Source organism: Streptomyces sp. MMCC 100 (assembly GCF_041538145.2).
Lineage (GTDB): Bacteria > Actinomycetota > Actinomycetes > Streptomycetales > Streptomycetaceae > Streptomyces.
Map to the genome: position 1 here is coordinate 3,770,189 of NZ_JBGORK020000001.1, position 14,598 is coordinate 3,784,786.

16 protein-coding genes and 2 pseudogenes are annotated in these 14,598 nt (G+C 69.1%); 8 read left to right on the forward strand and 10 right to left on the reverse strand.

The features are described 5' to 3' along the window. The first annotated feature begins 2 nt into the window (after positions 1-2). Genes ABS735_RS17625 through ABS735_RS17645 form a run of 5 tightly spaced genes read left to right on the forward strand, consistent with a single transcriptional unit; the run spans position 3 to position 4,435 of the window. Positions 3-869 carry an energy-coupling factor ABC transporter ATP-binding protein gene (locus tag ABS735_RS17625; protein ID WP_373905200.1) on the forward strand — a complete coding sequence of 289 codons (867 nt, stop codon included), beginning with the start codon at positions 3-5 and terminating at the stop codon, positions 867-869. Further along, complete coding sequence (locus ABS735_RS17630) at positions 866-1,744, forward strand: energy-coupling factor ABC transporter ATP-binding protein (RefSeq protein ID WP_373905199.1); 879 nt, start codon at positions 866-868, stop codon at positions 1,742-1,744. Before ABS735_RS17625 ends, ABS735_RS17630 begins: the two co-directional genes overlap by 4 nt. Positions 1,745-1,746: 2 nt before the next feature. After that, positions 1,747-2,739: an NAD-dependent epimerase/dehydratase family protein gene (locus tag ABS735_RS17635; RefSeq protein WP_373905198.1), complete on the forward strand. Its 993-nt coding sequence runs from the start codon at positions 1,747-1,749 to the stop codon at positions 2,737-2,739. Next, positions 2,736-3,761: a sugar kinase gene (locus ABS735_RS17640; RefSeq protein ID WP_373905197.1), complete on the forward strand. Its 1,026-nt coding sequence runs from the start codon at positions 2,736-2,738 to the stop codon at positions 3,759-3,761. Before ABS735_RS17635 ends, ABS735_RS17640 begins: the two co-directional genes overlap by 4 nt. A 38-nt stretch (positions 3,762-3,799) precedes the next feature. Further along, positions 3,800-4,435: a bifunctional 4-hydroxy-2-oxoglutarate aldolase/2-dehydro-3-deoxy-phosphogluconate aldolase gene (locus ABS735_RS17645; RefSeq protein ID WP_373905196.1), complete on the forward strand. Its 636-nt coding sequence runs from the start codon at positions 3,800-3,802 to the stop codon at positions 4,433-4,435. 286 nt (positions 4,436-4,721) lie between these two features. Here the strand turns inward: ABS735_RS17645 and ABS735_RS17650 are convergent, their stop codons facing one another. The 4 genes from ABS735_RS17650 to ABS735_RS17665 all read right to left on the reverse strand — a co-directional run bounded on the left by ABS735_RS17650 (position 4,722) and on the right by ABS735_RS17665 (position 8,481). Further along, on the reverse strand, positions 4,722-5,069 hold the full coding sequence (locus ABS735_RS17650) for a VOC family protein (RefSeq protein WP_373905195.1): 348 nt from the start codon (positions 5,067-5,069) through the stop codon (positions 4,722-4,724). A 173-nt stretch (positions 5,070-5,242) separates the two neighbouring features. Next, on the reverse strand, positions 5,243-6,508 hold the full coding sequence (locus ABS735_RS17655) for an MFS transporter (RefSeq protein ID WP_373905194.1): 1,266 nt from the start codon (positions 6,506-6,508) through the stop codon (positions 5,243-5,245). Positions 6,509-7,008: 500 nt separating this feature from the next. Further along, a complete protein-coding gene (locus tag ABS735_RS17660; protein WP_373905193.1) occupies positions 7,009-7,503 on the reverse strand; it encodes a phytoene/squalene synthase family protein in 495 nt (164 codons plus the stop codon). A 387-nt stretch (positions 7,504-7,890) separates the two neighbouring features. Beyond that, positions 7,891-8,481, reverse strand: a complete 591-nt coding sequence (locus tag ABS735_RS17665; RefSeq protein ID WP_373905192.1) for a hypothetical protein — start codon at positions 8,479-8,481, stop codon at positions 7,891-7,893. A 445-nt stretch (positions 8,482-8,926) separates the two neighbouring features. On the opposite strand from ABS735_RS17665, the gene ABS735_RS17670 reads away from it, so the two are divergent. Beyond that, positions 8,927-9,313, forward strand: coding sequence for a hypothetical protein (locus ABS735_RS17670; RefSeq protein WP_373905191.1), 387 nt, complete (start codon positions 8,927-8,929; stop codon positions 9,311-9,313). Positions 9,314-9,335: 22 nt separating this feature from the next. Here the strand turns inward: ABS735_RS17670 and ABS735_RS17675 are convergent. Then, positions 9,336-9,431, reverse strand: a pseudogene (locus tag ABS735_RS17675) (AAA family ATPase); the annotation flags it as partial. 55 nt (positions 9,432-9,486) lie between these two features. Continuing rightward, positions 9,487-9,759: pseudogene (locus ABS735_RS17680) on the reverse strand (transposase); the annotation flags it as partial. A 165-nt stretch (positions 9,760-9,924) separates the two neighbouring features. Here ABS735_RS17680 and ABS735_RS17685 point away from each other — a divergent pair. Further along, positions 9,925-10,503 carry a DinB family protein gene (locus tag ABS735_RS17685; RefSeq protein ID WP_373905190.1) on the forward strand — a complete coding sequence of 193 codons (579 nt, stop codon included), beginning with the start codon at positions 9,925-9,927 and terminating at the stop codon, positions 10,501-10,503. Between the two features lie 5 nt (positions 10,504-10,508). On the opposite strand, the gene ABS735_RS17690 is transcribed toward ABS735_RS17685, so the two are convergent. After that, positions 10,509-10,889, reverse strand: a complete 381-nt coding sequence (locus ABS735_RS17690) for a winged helix-turn-helix transcriptional regulator (RefSeq protein WP_373905189.1) — start codon at positions 10,887-10,889, stop codon at positions 10,509-10,511. Positions 10,890-10,963: 74 nt separating this feature from the next. Between ABS735_RS17690 and ABS735_RS17695 the strand changes: the two genes are divergently transcribed. Beyond that, a complete protein-coding gene (locus ABS735_RS17695; protein ID WP_373905188.1) occupies positions 10,964-11,659 on the forward strand; it encodes an NADPH-dependent F420 reductase in 696 nt (231 codons plus the stop codon). Here the strand turns inward: ABS735_RS17695 and ABS735_RS17700 are convergent. The 3 genes from ABS735_RS17700 to ABS735_RS17710 all read right to left on the reverse strand — a co-directional run bounded on the left by ABS735_RS17700 (position 11,646) and on the right by ABS735_RS17710 (position 14,404). After that, positions 11,646-12,491 (reverse strand): aminoglycoside phosphotransferase, encoded by an 846-nt coding sequence (locus tag ABS735_RS17700; RefSeq protein ID WP_373905187.1) that lies wholly within the window; start codon positions 12,489-12,491, stop codon positions 11,646-11,648. The genes ABS735_RS17695 and ABS735_RS17700 overlap by 14 nt on opposite strands. 299 nt (positions 12,492-12,790) lie before the next feature. Continuing rightward, positions 12,791-13,096: a putative quinol monooxygenase gene (locus ABS735_RS17705; RefSeq protein ID WP_373905186.1), complete on the reverse strand. Its 306-nt coding sequence runs from the start codon at positions 13,094-13,096 to the stop codon at positions 12,791-12,793. A 132-nt stretch (positions 13,097-13,228) separates the two neighbouring features. Continuing rightward, positions 13,229-14,404 (reverse strand): type III secretion system effector protein, encoded by a 1,176-nt coding sequence (locus ABS735_RS17710; RefSeq protein WP_373905185.1) that lies wholly within the window; start codon positions 14,402-14,404, stop codon positions 13,229-13,231. Positions 14,405-14,598 lie beyond the last annotated feature (194 nt).

Sequence of the window (14,598 nt, forward strand, 5' to 3'; positions counted from 1 at the left end):
CCATGACCGCACCAGCTCTGGCGGTCTCCGGACTGTCCGTCCGCTACGAGGGAGCCGACCGGCGCGCTCTCGACGAAGTCGGCTTCGAGGTGGCCCCGGGCGAGATCCTGGGCATCCTCGGCCCGACCGGCGCCGGCAAGTCGACCCTCCTGCAGTGTCTGTCCGGCGTCATCCCGAGGCACGAGGACGACGCCGCGATGCGCGGTGACATCTCGGTCTTCGGGCGCCCCCTGACGGACTTCTCCGGCCTCGCCGAGATCACCGAGACCGTCGGCCTCGTCATGCAGGACCCCGAGGTCCAGCTCGTCAACACCGTGGTGCGCGAGGAACTGGTCTGGGGCATGGAGAACCGGGGCGTGCCCGTCCCGGAGATCGACCGGCGTCTGCGCCGGGCCGCCGACCTCTTCGACATCGGAGGCCTGCTCGACCGGTTCACCCACGCCCTGTCCGGCGGCGAGAAGCAGCGCGTCGTCGTCGCCTCGATCTTCTGCCTCAGTCCCCGGATCATGCTCCTGGACGAGCCCACCTCCGAACTCGATCCGGCCGGCACCGAGGGTGTGATGGACGCCGTCCGGGTCCTGGCCGACGAGGGCGTCACCGTCGTCATCGTCGAGCACAAGATCGAGGAACTGGCCGTCCACGCCGACCGCCTCCTGGTGATGCGCCAGGGCCGGATCGAGGCCGCCGGGACTCCCCGTGAGGTGCTCACCGGCGCCGCGGCGCCCGACCGGCCCCAGGTCCTCGACATCGCCCTGCGCCTGCGGGACCAGGGCCACTGGGACGCCGAACTCCCGCTGTCCGTCCCGGCGGCGGTGAGCGCCTGGACGTCGATGACCAACGCCCCGCACACCGACAGGACCTGCCCATGAACCACGAGGACGCCGTCATCGAGATCAGCCGCGTCGAGCACGCCTACGGCGGGACCACCAAGGCCCTCGCCGGGGTGGACCTGACCATCGGCCGGGGCGAGTTCGTCGCGATCATCGGCAAGAACGGCTCCGGCAAGACCACGCTCGCCAAGCACTTCAACGGCCTGCTCCGGCCGACCAACGCCGAGGGCGCGGTCCGTCTGCGCACACGGGACGGCGGGACGGTCGACACCCGCCACACGCGGCTGCACCACCTCGCCCGCACCGTCGGGTACGTCTTCCAGAACCCGGACCGGCAGATCTTCCACGATACCTGCCGCGAGGAACTGGAGTACGGCCCGCGCAACCTCGGCGCCGATCCCGCCGCCCTGGCCCGGCAGGTGTCCGAGACGCTGGACCTGGTCGGTCTCGAAGGACGCGAGGAGGTCAACCCCATCCATCTGTCCCGGGGCGAGCGCCAGCGTCTCGCCATCGCCTCCACTCTGATCATGGGCTGCGACGTCACGGTCGTCGACGAGCCCACCACCGGCCAGGACCGGGCCGAGTCACGCAAGATCCTCGACTCGCTCGCCCATCACCACGCCCAGGGCCGCACGGTCGTCATCATCTCCCACGACATGGCCCTGGTCGCCGAGTACGCCACCCGCGTCATCGCCATGCGCAAGGGCCACGTCCTCACCGACGGCACGCCCGCCGAGGTCTTCTCCCGCCGCGAGGTGCTCCAGGAGACCAACATCCGGCCCCCGCAGGCGGCGGTGCTGGCCGCCGAGCTCGGTCTCACCGGGGTGCTGACGGTGGACGACGCGGTCCGCGAGATGAGCGGCGCCCTCACCCGGTCCCGTAGCCCCCTCCCTCACGACGACAAGGTCTGCTGAACATGCGCTATCTGGTCACCGGAGCCCGCGGCTTCGTCATGAGCGTCCTGGCCGGACGGCTCCTGTCCGCCGAACCCGACGCCGTCGTCACCGCCCTCGACCTGCACGCCCCCGACGAGGTGTTCACCGCGTACCTCGCCGGTCACGAGGACCGTGTCCGTCATGTCCGCGCCGACGTGGCCGACGCGCGGGCTGTGGCGGACGCGGTCGCGGCGAGCACACCCGACGTGATCGTCCACGGCGCCACCGTCACCCACGACGCGGCGACCGAGCTGCGTGATCCCGCGCGGTTCGTCCGCGTCAACGTGGACGGCACGGTGAACGTCCTGGACGCCGCGCGGCGCACCGGCGGTGTGCGGCGCGTCCTCCTCGTCAGCAGCGGCGCCGTCTACGGCGACTCGCCGGAAAACTCACTGACCGAGGAGTCCCCGACGGCCCCCGACGAGATGTACGGCGTCAGCAAGGTGGCCGGCGAACTCGTCGCCCGGCGCTTCGCCCGGCTGTACGGCCTGGACGTGCCGATCGTCCGCCTGACCAAGATGTTCGGCCCCATGGAACGGCCCAGCTCCGGCCGCGCCGTCATGTCGCTGCCCTACCATCTCGCCGCGGCGGCGGTGCACGGCCGTCCCGTCCGGCTCACCGAGCGCACTCTCGCCGCGGGCGGCGACTGGCTCGGCGCGCCCGAGGCCGCCCGCGCCCTGCACCTGCTCGCCCGCGGAGAGGGCGACGGCACCGGCACCTACAACATCTCCAGCGGCATCCGCACCGGCGTCCCGGAACTCCTGGAGCTGTTCGGCGTCAAGGCGCTCACGGTCGCGCCCGAGGAAGCGGACGCCGACATGGACCCGGCCACCGAGCACGGCAAGAACGGCGTCTACCCGTCCGGCAAGGCCCAGCGGGAACTGTCCTGGACACCGTCCGCGCTGGCGGAGCAGGTCGCCGAGTACACCGACTGGGCACGCCGGCACCCGGACTTCTTCGAGGCCGGACGATGACCGATCAGACGGCCGGGGCGGCGGAAACGGTGCGTGCCGGAGGGCTGGTCACCTTCGGCGAGTCGATGGGTCGGATCAGCACCGACCAGATCGGCCTGCTGGATTCCGCCCGTGCCTTCACCCTCTCGGTCGGGGGCGCCGAGAGCAACGTCGCGATCGCAGCGGCCCGCCTCGGCGCCGACGTCACCTGGGCGGGGCGCCTCGGCCGGGACAGCGTCGGAGACCTCATCGAGCGGCGCCTGAGGACGGAAGGAGTACGCGGCCGGATCACCCGCGACGACGGCTTCACCGGGCTCATGGTCTGCTCGCGCCGGACGAACGCCGGCGTGCGGGTCGACTACCACCGGGCCGGCAGCGCCGGTTCCCGGCTGGCCCCCGAGGACATCGGGGAAGACCTCATCCGCCGGGCGGCCGTCCTCCACGTCACCGGCATCACCCCGGCGCTCAGCGAGACCGCGCGGCGCACTACGCTGTGGGCCGCGACCACAGCCAGGGCGGCCGGCGTGCGGGTCTCGGTGGACGTCAACTACCGGGCCAAGCTCTGGTGTCCCAAGGACGCCGCTCCCGTCCTGCGTGAACTGGTCTCCCTGGCCGACATCGTCTTCGCCGGTCCCGAAGAAGCCGCACTCGTCCTCGGCACCGACGCGCTCGTGCCCCACACCGGCCCCGTCGAGGCGAGTGGCACGGACCGTGACCCTTTGGCCCTCGCCCGTGCCTTGGCCGCGCTCGGCCCCCGTGAGGCGGTCGTCAAGGACGGCCCACGCGGCTGCGTCGCCGTCATCGCGGGGCGACCCCACGCGCTGGCCGCGATCCCCGTGCGGACCACGGACCCGGTCGGCGCCGGGGACGCCTTCGTGGCGGGATACCTCTCCGAGCTCCTTGCCGGCGCCGACACCGAGACCCGGCTGACCACCGCGACGCGCGCCGGCGCCTACGCGGTCACCGTCCCTGGTGACTGTGAGGGGTTGCCGTTCCGCCACGAGCTGGACTCCTTCACAACGGCGGAGGACGTCGCCCGGTGACCCCCGACCATCTGTCGCTGCGACCGAGAGCAACTCGCATGCCTTGCGAACCCGCGGATTTCACCCGCTTCTTCGACGAGTCCTTCGCTGCCGGCCCTGTCATGGCGATCCTGCGCGGCTATCCGCCCAAGCGCACCGTGGAACTGGCGACACGCGCCTGGGACCTCGGCATCACCCAGATCGAAGTTCCCCTCCAGGACCCCGACGCCGTACCCTCCCTGCAGGCGGCCGTTGCCGCCAGTACCCAGCGCGGTCTGTGCGTGGGCGCAGGCACCGTCACCACCGCCGGCCTGGTCCGCCTCGCACGGGAGGCGGGCGCCGCCTACACCGTCGCACCCGGCTTCGACGACGACGTCCTGGACGCAAGCCTCGCCGCGGGCCTCCCGCATCTCCCGGGGGTCGCCACGCCGACCGAGGTGCACCGGGCCGAGCGAAGCGGCCTGCACTGGGTCAAGGCATTCCCGGCCGCCCATCTGGGGCCCGACTGGATACGGGCCGTGCTGGCTCCCTTCCCCCGCCTACGGATCGTCGCCACGGGCGGCGTGGATGCCGGCAACGCCGCCAGTTTCCTGCGAGCGGGCGCCCGAGGCGTCGCCATCGGCTCCGCGCTGGAGGACTCGTCCCAGCTTGACCGCGTCGCCGCGCTCCTCGCAGAGAGCGCCGCGAACGGGTGACGCCCCCGAGCCGCGGGCGGGGCCGTCTCCGCTCGGACCTGCCCCGGCCGCAGGCGTATTTCCTTCATGCGAGGGGGGCGATGACACAGATCGGCCGGACTGTCCAGGCGGGCGAGGGATCGGATCCGGATGCGGATCGTAGTTGCCCTGAGAGGGGTGTCACGCTGATCGTCGAGGCGGCACGAAACCGGGGTTCGGGTGTCCTGTGACAGCGAAGGTGGACCGCAGGCCATCGAAGAACGTAGGAAACCTTGCTCGCCGTTGAATTGCCAGGCGGGACACCGCGCTATGACACCGGATTCTCGATCAGCGTGATCCGGTTGCCGTCGGGGTCGTGGAAGGCGGCGAACCGTACGTTCTGGGAGCCCGGCTGGATCGCCCCGACCTCGATGCCGCGACCGGCGAGGTCCGCGAGTGCTTTGTCCAGGTCATCAACCACGAGGTTGAGCAGCGCCGCTCCGGCGTGGTCGGGTGACTGGAAAACCTGGACCCAGCCGGACGGGGAGACGTGCCAGTCGGCCAGCCCCGCCATCGGCCTGATGTCGGCGGGCCTTCCCAGGAGCCGCTCGTACCACGCCACTGCGGGCTCGATGTCGCGCACCGGGGCCACCGCGAGAACATGTGTGAAGGCCATGGTCAGGTCGTCCTTTCGCTGCGAATACCGTCCGTACGTCCGTATCGACCCTACGTCTGTATCGACTCTCACCCGGCAGGAAACTCATCGCTGATACGGCGATAGGTCGTGCCCGTTGGTGTGGTGTAAGCGATCATTCGTCAGCGGCGGGCACCCTCGCAGTCCGGCAAAAGCTAAGCCGAGGAACCATCCGTAACCGGGGACGAGGTCCCTTCGGTTGCGGGCGCTGGAACAAGCCCGGTGGAGGTACGTGCCTCTCGCCATGGCAGGAGCAGGGCGCTCGCCATGCACAGCAAACCGGCGATGAGCAGGGCTCCTCGTACGCCGGCTGCAGCGACGATCAGGCCACCGGCGATCATGAAGGCGGCCTGGCATGTCTTGGAGCCGACGGACCAGGAGGTGGCGACGCGGGACATGAACGCGTCGGGGGTGGCAGCCATGCGGTAGGTGGTGAACGACGGGCCGAAGACGCCGGCTGAGAAGAGCAAGCCGAAGTCGGCGGCCACGATGACGAACACGCCGAGGGCACCGGAGGGTGCCAGCGGCAGGAGGACCGTCCAGAGCGTCCTTGCGACACCGGACAGCAGCAAGACGCGGCGCTGTCCGAATCGCTGGGTGAGCAGCGGGGCCAGGCGTGAGCCCAGCACGCCGCCCAGGCACGGCAGTCCGAGGGCGAGTCCGTACTGCCACGGTGCCAGGCCGAGGTCATCCAGCATGAGGACAGCCATCAGCGGTGATGTCATCATGATGGATCCGCCAAAGAGGAGCGCGTTGAAGAACAACGGCCGCAATCCTGGGTGCCGAAGGAGGTACTGCCAACCGGCAGCGATGTCACGGCCCAGGTGAGAGGTGGCGGAGCGTGTCGGTGGCGCGGGTTCGGGCTGCCGAATCCGACGGATGCCCAGGGCAGAGCCGAGGAAGGACAGTGCGTCGACCACCAACGTGGCGGTCGCGCCCAGCGCTCCGATCAGAAGCCCGCCGACGGGCGGTCCGGCGCTGACGGTAATCCAATTGGTCGTCTCAAACAGGCTGTTGGCACGAAGGCGCTGCTCGGGCACGACAAGTGCCTTCAGATGTGCCCCGCTCGCCGCGTCGAATGCAACAGACGCCGCTGTCTGCAGAACGCCGACCGCACACAGGTGGGTGAAGGTGAGCCTGTCGAAAGCCAAGGCGACCGGAACGCTTGCCAGCACCGCACAGCGGACCAGATCGGCAGAGATCATGACTGGCCGCTTGTACTGATGCTCGATACGCACACCGAGTGGCAGAGCGATCACCCCGCTGGCCACCGCGGACAACGCAGCGAGCACAGAGACCTGGAACGCCGAGGAATCCAGCACCAGGAGGGCAATCAGCGGCAATGCCCCCATTCCGACGGCACTGCCCGCCGCGCTGACCGCGTACGCACTCCACAACCGCCGGAAGTCTTGCCCGAGCATGCTCCGCCGTACCAACCCAACCTCCGAAGTGTGAAGCCGCTCAGTGTATTCATCGGGTCCGCTCACCACCCCGTGATCAAGCCATCACCGGGTGCACCTCAGAGCTGAGAACAGAAGCAAGAGCGAGCTCGTCCCGACTCGCAAGGGTCAGAGCTGGAAGCGGACGGCCTGGCGGGCTTCTGCATCGGGATACGACACCCGCGAGACAAATGCACTCCGCCAACATCGTCGGCAACACGTCGGTGGTCCTGATGCACGGGTGGCGTGTGCCGAGGTCGGCCGCCGTGCAGGTGTCGCCGGGCCGGGGCCCCGTCGGGTCGGTGGGTGCTGCGGCAGCCGGTGAGGCGGCAAGGTTGATGGCAATGACAGCGCCGGGTTTCGAGACGTCGTCCGGCAGTTCCGACCGCCCGCACGGCCGCTCATTGCCCGGCGACCGGCCCGCGTGGCACCGTCCTCGGCGACGATCGGGCCCCCACCAGGAAGGAGAGCGAGGCCAGTCCTCACGCGCCCAGAGTGGCAGGGCGGGTGAAGACGTCGTACCCGCGTCGCTCAACCTGGGTCAGTATGACGCGGCGGTGCTCGATGACAGCCCAGACGAACGGCCTGCAACGGGGATGGGTCAGCTCGGTCACCTCGATACCGCCGACGAACAGTTCGCGGGCGCGCTGCACCTCGAAGCGGATCAGGCGACGCAGTTGAGGGGTGGGTCGAGCCGAGCGCAGCTCATCAACGCTCCCGTGGTGGCGGCGCAGGTCCTCGGTCGTCAGGTAGATCCGGCCGAGACGCCTGTCCTCCCCGACGTCCCGCACTACGTTGGCCAGTTGCAGGGCCACGACAAGCGCGGTCATGGCACGGTCGGCCCGCGCGTGGATCGGTTCCACCAGCCGCAGGACCGTGCGTCCGGCCGGACCATTGATCGCCTCGGCGTACTCGCGTAGATCCTGCCAGGTGGCGTATTCGCTCGCCTCCAGGTCCGCGAGCCATCCGTCCAGCATTGTTTCGAGTTGCACGGTGGCCTGCCAGTTGAGCAGGGAGCAGACACCGGCAAACGGTGCACCCGAGGGAGCGGAACCCGCGCACTCAGCCGCGGAGATCCCCTACACCACACAGCGGACGCCATCCGATGCGACCGGGCCCCGGGGCTGTCAGCTGCTCGCTGTACCCGCGGTGATGGCGATCGCTCACAACATGCTCAGAGGAACGCAGCTGCAGCGGTTGTGTACATGTCGCTTCGCGTAGCCGACAGGGCATTCGATTGCCACGGGACCGATGCGCCAGGAGGTGGTGAATGGTTCGGGCTCCGGTCGAGCGGCCCGTGGGGGCGTTCGTTGCCCTGGGCGACGCCCCCTTCGGCCGGGGGGACTGGTGTTGAGGAGGCCGGCCTACGGGGCGACGTACGGCTGGAGTGCATTCACGAGGTCCTCGGTTCGGACAGACTGTGGTGTCTGCGTCGGGTAGTCCCCTTCTGGATATTCGATGTCGAACGGACAGGTGTCGGTTCCTTTGAGGGTGAACTGCGTGACCTGCTTGGCCGTTCTGGCTGCCAGTACCCGGTAGGTCCACGTGGCGCTGACGAGCGGCACGAACTTGTTGCCGATGTACTCACACGAGTCCACCACCTCCCCGGTCGACACGAGGTACTCGCAGACAACCAACTGGGTCTCGAGGGTGTTGTAGGTAGCCTCCCATCCGTCGGGCAGGGCCCGGTGCGGGGCGTTAGCCTCGGAAAAACCCGTCTCGTTCACCACCTTGACCGGGTGTGGGGCCGGTCCCTCGTAGGGTGCTGCCTGGTCGGTGAACGTCGACCGGCGGGGCTTGTCGCCAAGTTCGGAAGGACACGGGTTCTCGGCGGGCCGGTCCGGCAAGGGCACTGAGGACGCACGCGGCTCGGGATCGTTGCTCAGATCCAAGATCGCCAGAGTCGCCAAGAAGGCGACCATTACCGCAACGAATGCCCATATGCCGCGCAGCACGTGCCCCTCCAGCCGATCGTCTTGCCGCCTTTGCCTTTTGCTGGCTTCAGGGCAAACACTGTCATGTGATCACGGCATCTTGAACCGCTCCGGGTCTGATGGAGGCTCGATTCCCTGAGAGGATCGAGTAATGGCACGTCCGTTCCCCTGTCCCCTGGTCCGCCAGGGATGGATAGACGTACTCGCCTCGCGGCGTCAAACGGACGGGCTTTGGCGCCGGCCGCTGTCCTAGGCTCTGGCCCTAGGTCGGAGCCATGTCCACATGAGAATCGCAGCGAGTTGCAGTGCGGCCTGGTAGGCGATGGCGAGCTTGTCGGTTCGCATGGCCAGACCACGCCACTGCTTGATCCGGTTGAGATACGGCTTCTCAGGCAAGTACAGACAAATGTGCTCAGCCCGATGTTTGCCTGTGGGTTGTCACCAGGGGGCGTGCGACGATCGTGTGGTGGAGAGTTCTGATCCCTCGTTCCGTCGGCGCCTGTTGATGGAGGCGTTGACCGTGTTGGCGGCTGATGTCCAGATCCAGGTGGCCTGGCTGGTCAGGCATGCGGTGATGACGGACGAGATCGCCCTGGACTTTGATCACGCCTTCCGCATGGCCGAGGCCCTGGTGGTCGAAGGACAGCTCGCCCGCGGAGTCATGGCTGACCTGCAGGAGATCGACGTGATCTTCAGTGGGATGAGCGGTGGCGGGATCGCTGATCGATGGACGAGGGATGCACTGTCCACCGACGAGGGATGGGCTCTGGCCCGGCGGCTGGCCCGCCAGGTTCTCGTTGCGGAACTGGGTGATTGGCAGCAGCCCCTTCCGGGGGTTTCTGTCATCCGGTGACGGGTTCCGCTGTTCTCGCTGGTCAGGCCACCTGGCTATCCCGCTCGACGGCGGCGAGCCGGTTCTTGAGCCGGTAGCTGGGGCCGTTGATCGAGATCACGTCGCAGTGGTGGAGGAGTCCAGTCGCTGGCACTGAGGGAAACGGCGGTCATCGCGGACGGTCTGGTAGAGGCTCAGTCCTGCGCCGTGTCTTTTGGGTCTCGTGCCAGCCGTTGGGGTGTGCAGAAGGCGTGGGCGGCGGAGACGAGGGTGACGTGGTGGTACCAGCCGTTCCAGGTGCGGCCCTCGAAGTGGGCCAGTCCCAGGGCTTGTTTCATCTCGCGGTAGTCGTGCTCGATGCGCCAGCGGAGCTTGGCCAGCCGCACCAGGGCGGCCAAAGGCATGCCGGAGGGCAGGCTGGACAGCCAGAACTGCACCGGTTCGCTCTCGTCGGCTGGCCAACGGACACGCCATCCAGAAATAAACCTGACCAAGCCCTACTAGGTTTCGCGAGCTGCTCGTAGCAGCTCAGCACGGTGTCCATTGCATGGCCAGGCCTTGGCTCTGCCGGACGCTGCGGTCCACGTACGGGATCTTGAGGCCACAAGCAGCCCATGGCAGGCTCATGCCGCGTGATCGATGAGTTCGCGAAGGACAACCTGCACGGGAGCCTGCGGCGAGACCGCAAGGCGCTGCTCCGGAAACTCGAGGGACTGTCGGAAGACGACGCCCGTCGGCCTTTGATAGCGACCGGGACCAATCTCCTCGGCCTGGTCAAACACGTGGCCAGCGTCGAGGCCAGGTATTTCGGCGAGGTCTTCGACCGCCCTTCTCCGGAACCACTGCCCCGGTGGCATGACCACGACGGCAGCGATCTGTGGGTGACCGAGGACGAGACGCGCGATCAGATCATCGAGTCCTACCGACGCACGTGGGACCACTCGGACGCGACGATCAGCGAGCTTCCCCTCGATGCCCCCGGCCACGTGCCGTGGTGGCCGGAGCCTTGTCCCAACACGAATCTGTTCGCCATCATGGTGCATGTCCTCAGCGAGTCCGTCCGGCATGCCGGGCACGCCGACATCCTGCGCGAGGGCCTCGACGGCCGGACCGGGCTGCGCGCCGAACACGAGCAGCGGACCGACGAGGAGGCCCGTGCCGCCTACCGCGCGAGGATCGAGCAGGCCGCCCGATCGGCGTCACGCTGTTGACCCGTCTAGCAATTCGGACGAGGGGACTGCGGGTCAGAAGCGCATGCTGCTTCCTGGGCGGCCATGACCTCGTCGCCGTACTCGAAGGCCCAGGCGCCGACGGCGTCGATGGGCGCCAGTAAGGTCCGGCCGAGGGCGGTGAGCTGGTACTCAACGCCTGATTGGGCGTCGGGGTTGACCAGGCGCTCGACCAGTCCGTTGAACTGCAGCCGGCGCAGAGTCTCGGTGAGGACCTTGGAGCTGATGCCCCCGATCCGCTCCCGTAGTTCGACCGGGCGCCGGGGGCCATCGCGCAGTGCCCAGAGCACCACGGCGTTCCAGGTGTTGGAGAGCAGGTCGAAGGCGAGGCGGGCGCGGCAGTCGGCGAGGAAGGCGTCGGTCGTCACGTACCAAATGGTGCCCGAACCGCTCTCTAGCGTCGGTGTGAACCGGCGAAGCAGGCACGGAGAGGAAACGTGTGATGAGAATCGGCGTACTGGGAACGGGCAGCATGGCCGACGCGCTCGCCACCCACTGGGTGCGGGCGGGGCACCAGGTAACCATCGGGGGACGGGACGCACACAAGGCGGAGCGACTGGCGACGCGCATCGGAGGCAGCGCGAAGCCTGCCGGCCTGCGCGCAGCGGCCGGGTCCGGTCAGGAGGTGGTGTTGGCCGCGCTGCCGTTCGGGGCGGGAGCGGACGTGGCACGGGACCTGCGCGCGGCCTTGGACGGCAAGGTGCTGATCGACTGCTCCAACCCGGTCGGCCCGGGCTTCCGGCTGCTGACGGAAGGAGGCCCCTCGGCCGTGCAACAACTGGCTGCGGCGGCGCCAGGAGCCCGCGTGGTCAAGGCTTTCAACCTCTGCCACGAGAACGTGTGGCGCATGCGGCCGCCCGTCTTCGACGGACGGCCCCTGGCCGTGCCGGTCTGCGGGGACGACGAGACGGCCCTCGCGCGGGTACGCGAGCTGGTGCGGGACGCGGGCGGCGAACCCGTGGCCGGCGGCGGTCTCGAACGTGCGGGACTCCTGGAAGCGACTGCCGCGCTGTTCATCGCCTTGTGGATCGGCGAGGGAGCCGACGCCCAAGCGATCGCACCACCACTGGCCTATGCGGCCGGACCGAGCCATCAGGAATCGCAGGGCGCACGGGGGCTTTCGGTCAGGACTTCATAGCGAACTGCCTCTCCACGATGCCGGTTGCCCTTGCGTACCGTTCCGGTTCACCAGTCTGAGCCTGTTGCGATGGTCGGGTGCTCTCACTGTGGGCGACGAGCCTGAAGAGCAGTGCACGGATCAGCATCTGCTGCCAGTCGGGATGATCGCTGCCACCCGCTACCAGTTCGGACGGGAGGTCGAACCACAGCAGACCATCGGCGACCACGATGGCCTCGGCGAACACCGGAGGCCGCCAGTAGGGCGAGAAGTCGATGACGGCAGGGGACGCGTCCGCAGCGAAGAGCACGTTGCCGGTGAGGTCTCCGTGAATGAGCTGGGCTTCGTCCTGCCTCACTGGCCGCCATAGTTCCAGCAGGTTCGTGAACGGTGTGGAGAGGTCCTTGATCACGTCGGTGTCCTGTTCGCCCCACGCGACCCGGTCGGCCACCGCCCATGGATGAGTATGCCGGTCAAGGAAGTCGGGTCGGGGCAGCTGTCGCAGGGCCGCGTGGAAGGCGCGGCCGGCGCTGAGCACTTGGGCCCAGCGTCCCTGGGGACCGGGCTCGCCAGTGAGGAGTTCGCTGGCAGTCCAGCCGTCCACGACGGTCCGCCCGTCAGCGGTCCGGAGCGGCCGCGGGAGGCGGAAGCCGCTGTCGGGCGCCAGCTTCTCGAACAGGGAAGCAGCCCAGTCGACTTCGTCCTCAGGCGCCTCGGCGGGCTTGAACACATACCCACCGACGAGGACGCTCCGTCCTTGCCCACCAACAAGCGGGACGGGAGTCTCACTTTCCACGCGGAAGGCATCGAGGACGGCACGGGGAGGAACAGCGTTGCTCGGCAGCTCAGTCACGCCCGGCAGCTTGCCGACGCCACCCCACCGAACGCACATCCTTTTTCGTCCGTCCGGCCCAGCATCTACCGGTGCGGTCCACGTTGACTGCGAATGCGCGGACCGGATGCCGGTACGGCGGACAGTCGACCTCGTGTTCGTCCCGACGCCGTGCTCGCCGACCGCGCCTGCTCACCTCGGGTGGTCCGGGCCCACCTGCGAGGCGCGGAATCCCGCCCGGCCATCCCCGAACCCGCCGACCAGCAGCCCAACCGGAAGCGCCGCGGTCCGCGCGGCGGCCGCCCGGTCACCGTGGTCCATCAGTCGCCGGCGCCGAGGCCGCCGGCGACGACCAGTTCGCGACTGGTGAACTCGCCGGTGAGCATGGGCATGGCGGCAGCGATCGCTTCCTTGGCCTTGGGCAGCCGCAGGGACGCGTCGTGATGCTCTTTCGATTCCCAGACCTCCGTGACCACGATCGTGTCCGGGTCATCGGCGGCCAAGCCCACCACGTAGCTTCTGCAGCCGAAGTCGCGGAGACTCTCGGCTCCGGAGAGCAGGATCGCAACCACGTCGTCGCGCCTGCCGGGACGGGTCTTCATCGAACCGATGTAGCCATAGGCCATGTCATGCCGCCTTCGTCGGAGCTGTTACCGGACACCATCATGGCCGCCCTTTCAGCCAGTGCGACCGGTGGCCGCAACCCCGTGGGAGAGCCCTGGACCCGGGACGCGGACAGGGGAGGGGGCCGGGGGCGGCTACGTGTAGCCGCCGCGGCGGGGCAGGCCGTGTTCGTCGCGCAGCATTTCCTCCGTGGTGACCGGCACCTGCCGTTGCTCGTGCAGAGCGGTGGAGGCCTCATTGCCGGTGACGGTCGCCGCCTCCTCGTCGCCGATGTTCCGGATGTTGACGCCGTGCATGTTGTGCTGTGCGTGGATCAGTTCGTGTCCGTAGACCAGGAAGGCGGGCGAGACGGCTTCGCCTTCGTGCGCGCCCTCGCTGTCCCGCAGACCGTGCGGCACAGCGACGACGCTGGTGCTGCCTCTGCCGGGGGCGTCGGGGGCGGACGCGAGGCCTTCGGGCGTGTCGACGGCCGCCTCCGCGCCGACCACGCTGTTGCCGCCCATGAACTCGATCTGCTCGGGGTGGAAGGGCACCGCGTTCACCATGGCCGCGCCGGCGCCCGCGACCCCGGCGGTGAGACCGCCGACCAGGTCCCGGCCGTGCTGCCGGGAGAGCAGCCGGGCGTGGTGGGACAGCATCTGGTCCTGGAAGCCCGGCAGCGGCGCGGGCGTACGGTCTTCGCCGAACGGCCGCGGGGTCGACGATGTCTTGATGCCCTGCCCGCCGACCACGCGTGACCAGGTGTTCGACAGTTGTGCCCGGCCCTCGGTGTCCTGGGGGCCGATGTCGGCGCCGACGGGACGCAGGTTGAACCGGCGCAGGATGCCCACGTACTCGATGTGCCGCTTCTGGATCTCGTCGAGCAGGCCCTTGAGCGCGGTGGTGCGTGGGTTGGTCGTCCGGCCGGCCGGGCCGTCGGCGCGGAACTGCCGGTAGACCATGTGCTCGGCGGTGTCCAGAGACATGCCGAGGTCGTCGCAGTGCTTCTGCTGGCTCTCCTTGCCCCGCAGCCGGAAGCCGAGCCCCTGGGCCGTGGCGATCAAGGACCGGGCGGTCCCCAGCATCTCCTCCACCGCGTCGACGATGGGCTGGATCTCCGGGTCGGCCGTCGTCGTCCGCTGGACCGTCGCGGCGGAGCCCCGGTGCCGCTGGACCGTCCGGGCCACCGCTTCGTTGCCGGCGGACCGCTGCAGGTCCCGGACGCCCGCGGGGCTCAGGTTCCGCACGGGCGGCCGGACGGTCGCCGCTGCGGACCGCTGCCGCCCGGCCCCGGTCTCCTCGATCGCACCGGGCCGTGTCTGCGCGCGCACGCCACTTCTCCTTCATGTCCGCCAGGGCAGAAAAGGAGCATCGTCCACCCCTGGCGGCCGGCGGGAAAGGGCCAGGGGGGCAAGCCCAGGGGCAGAAAGCGGAGGTACAGGGGGGCGCGTCCGGGGCCGCTCGGGTGTGCTCACCAGATCAGTGCGGCCCTCGAGCCCGGCGTCGCCCTCGCCACCACAAGGGA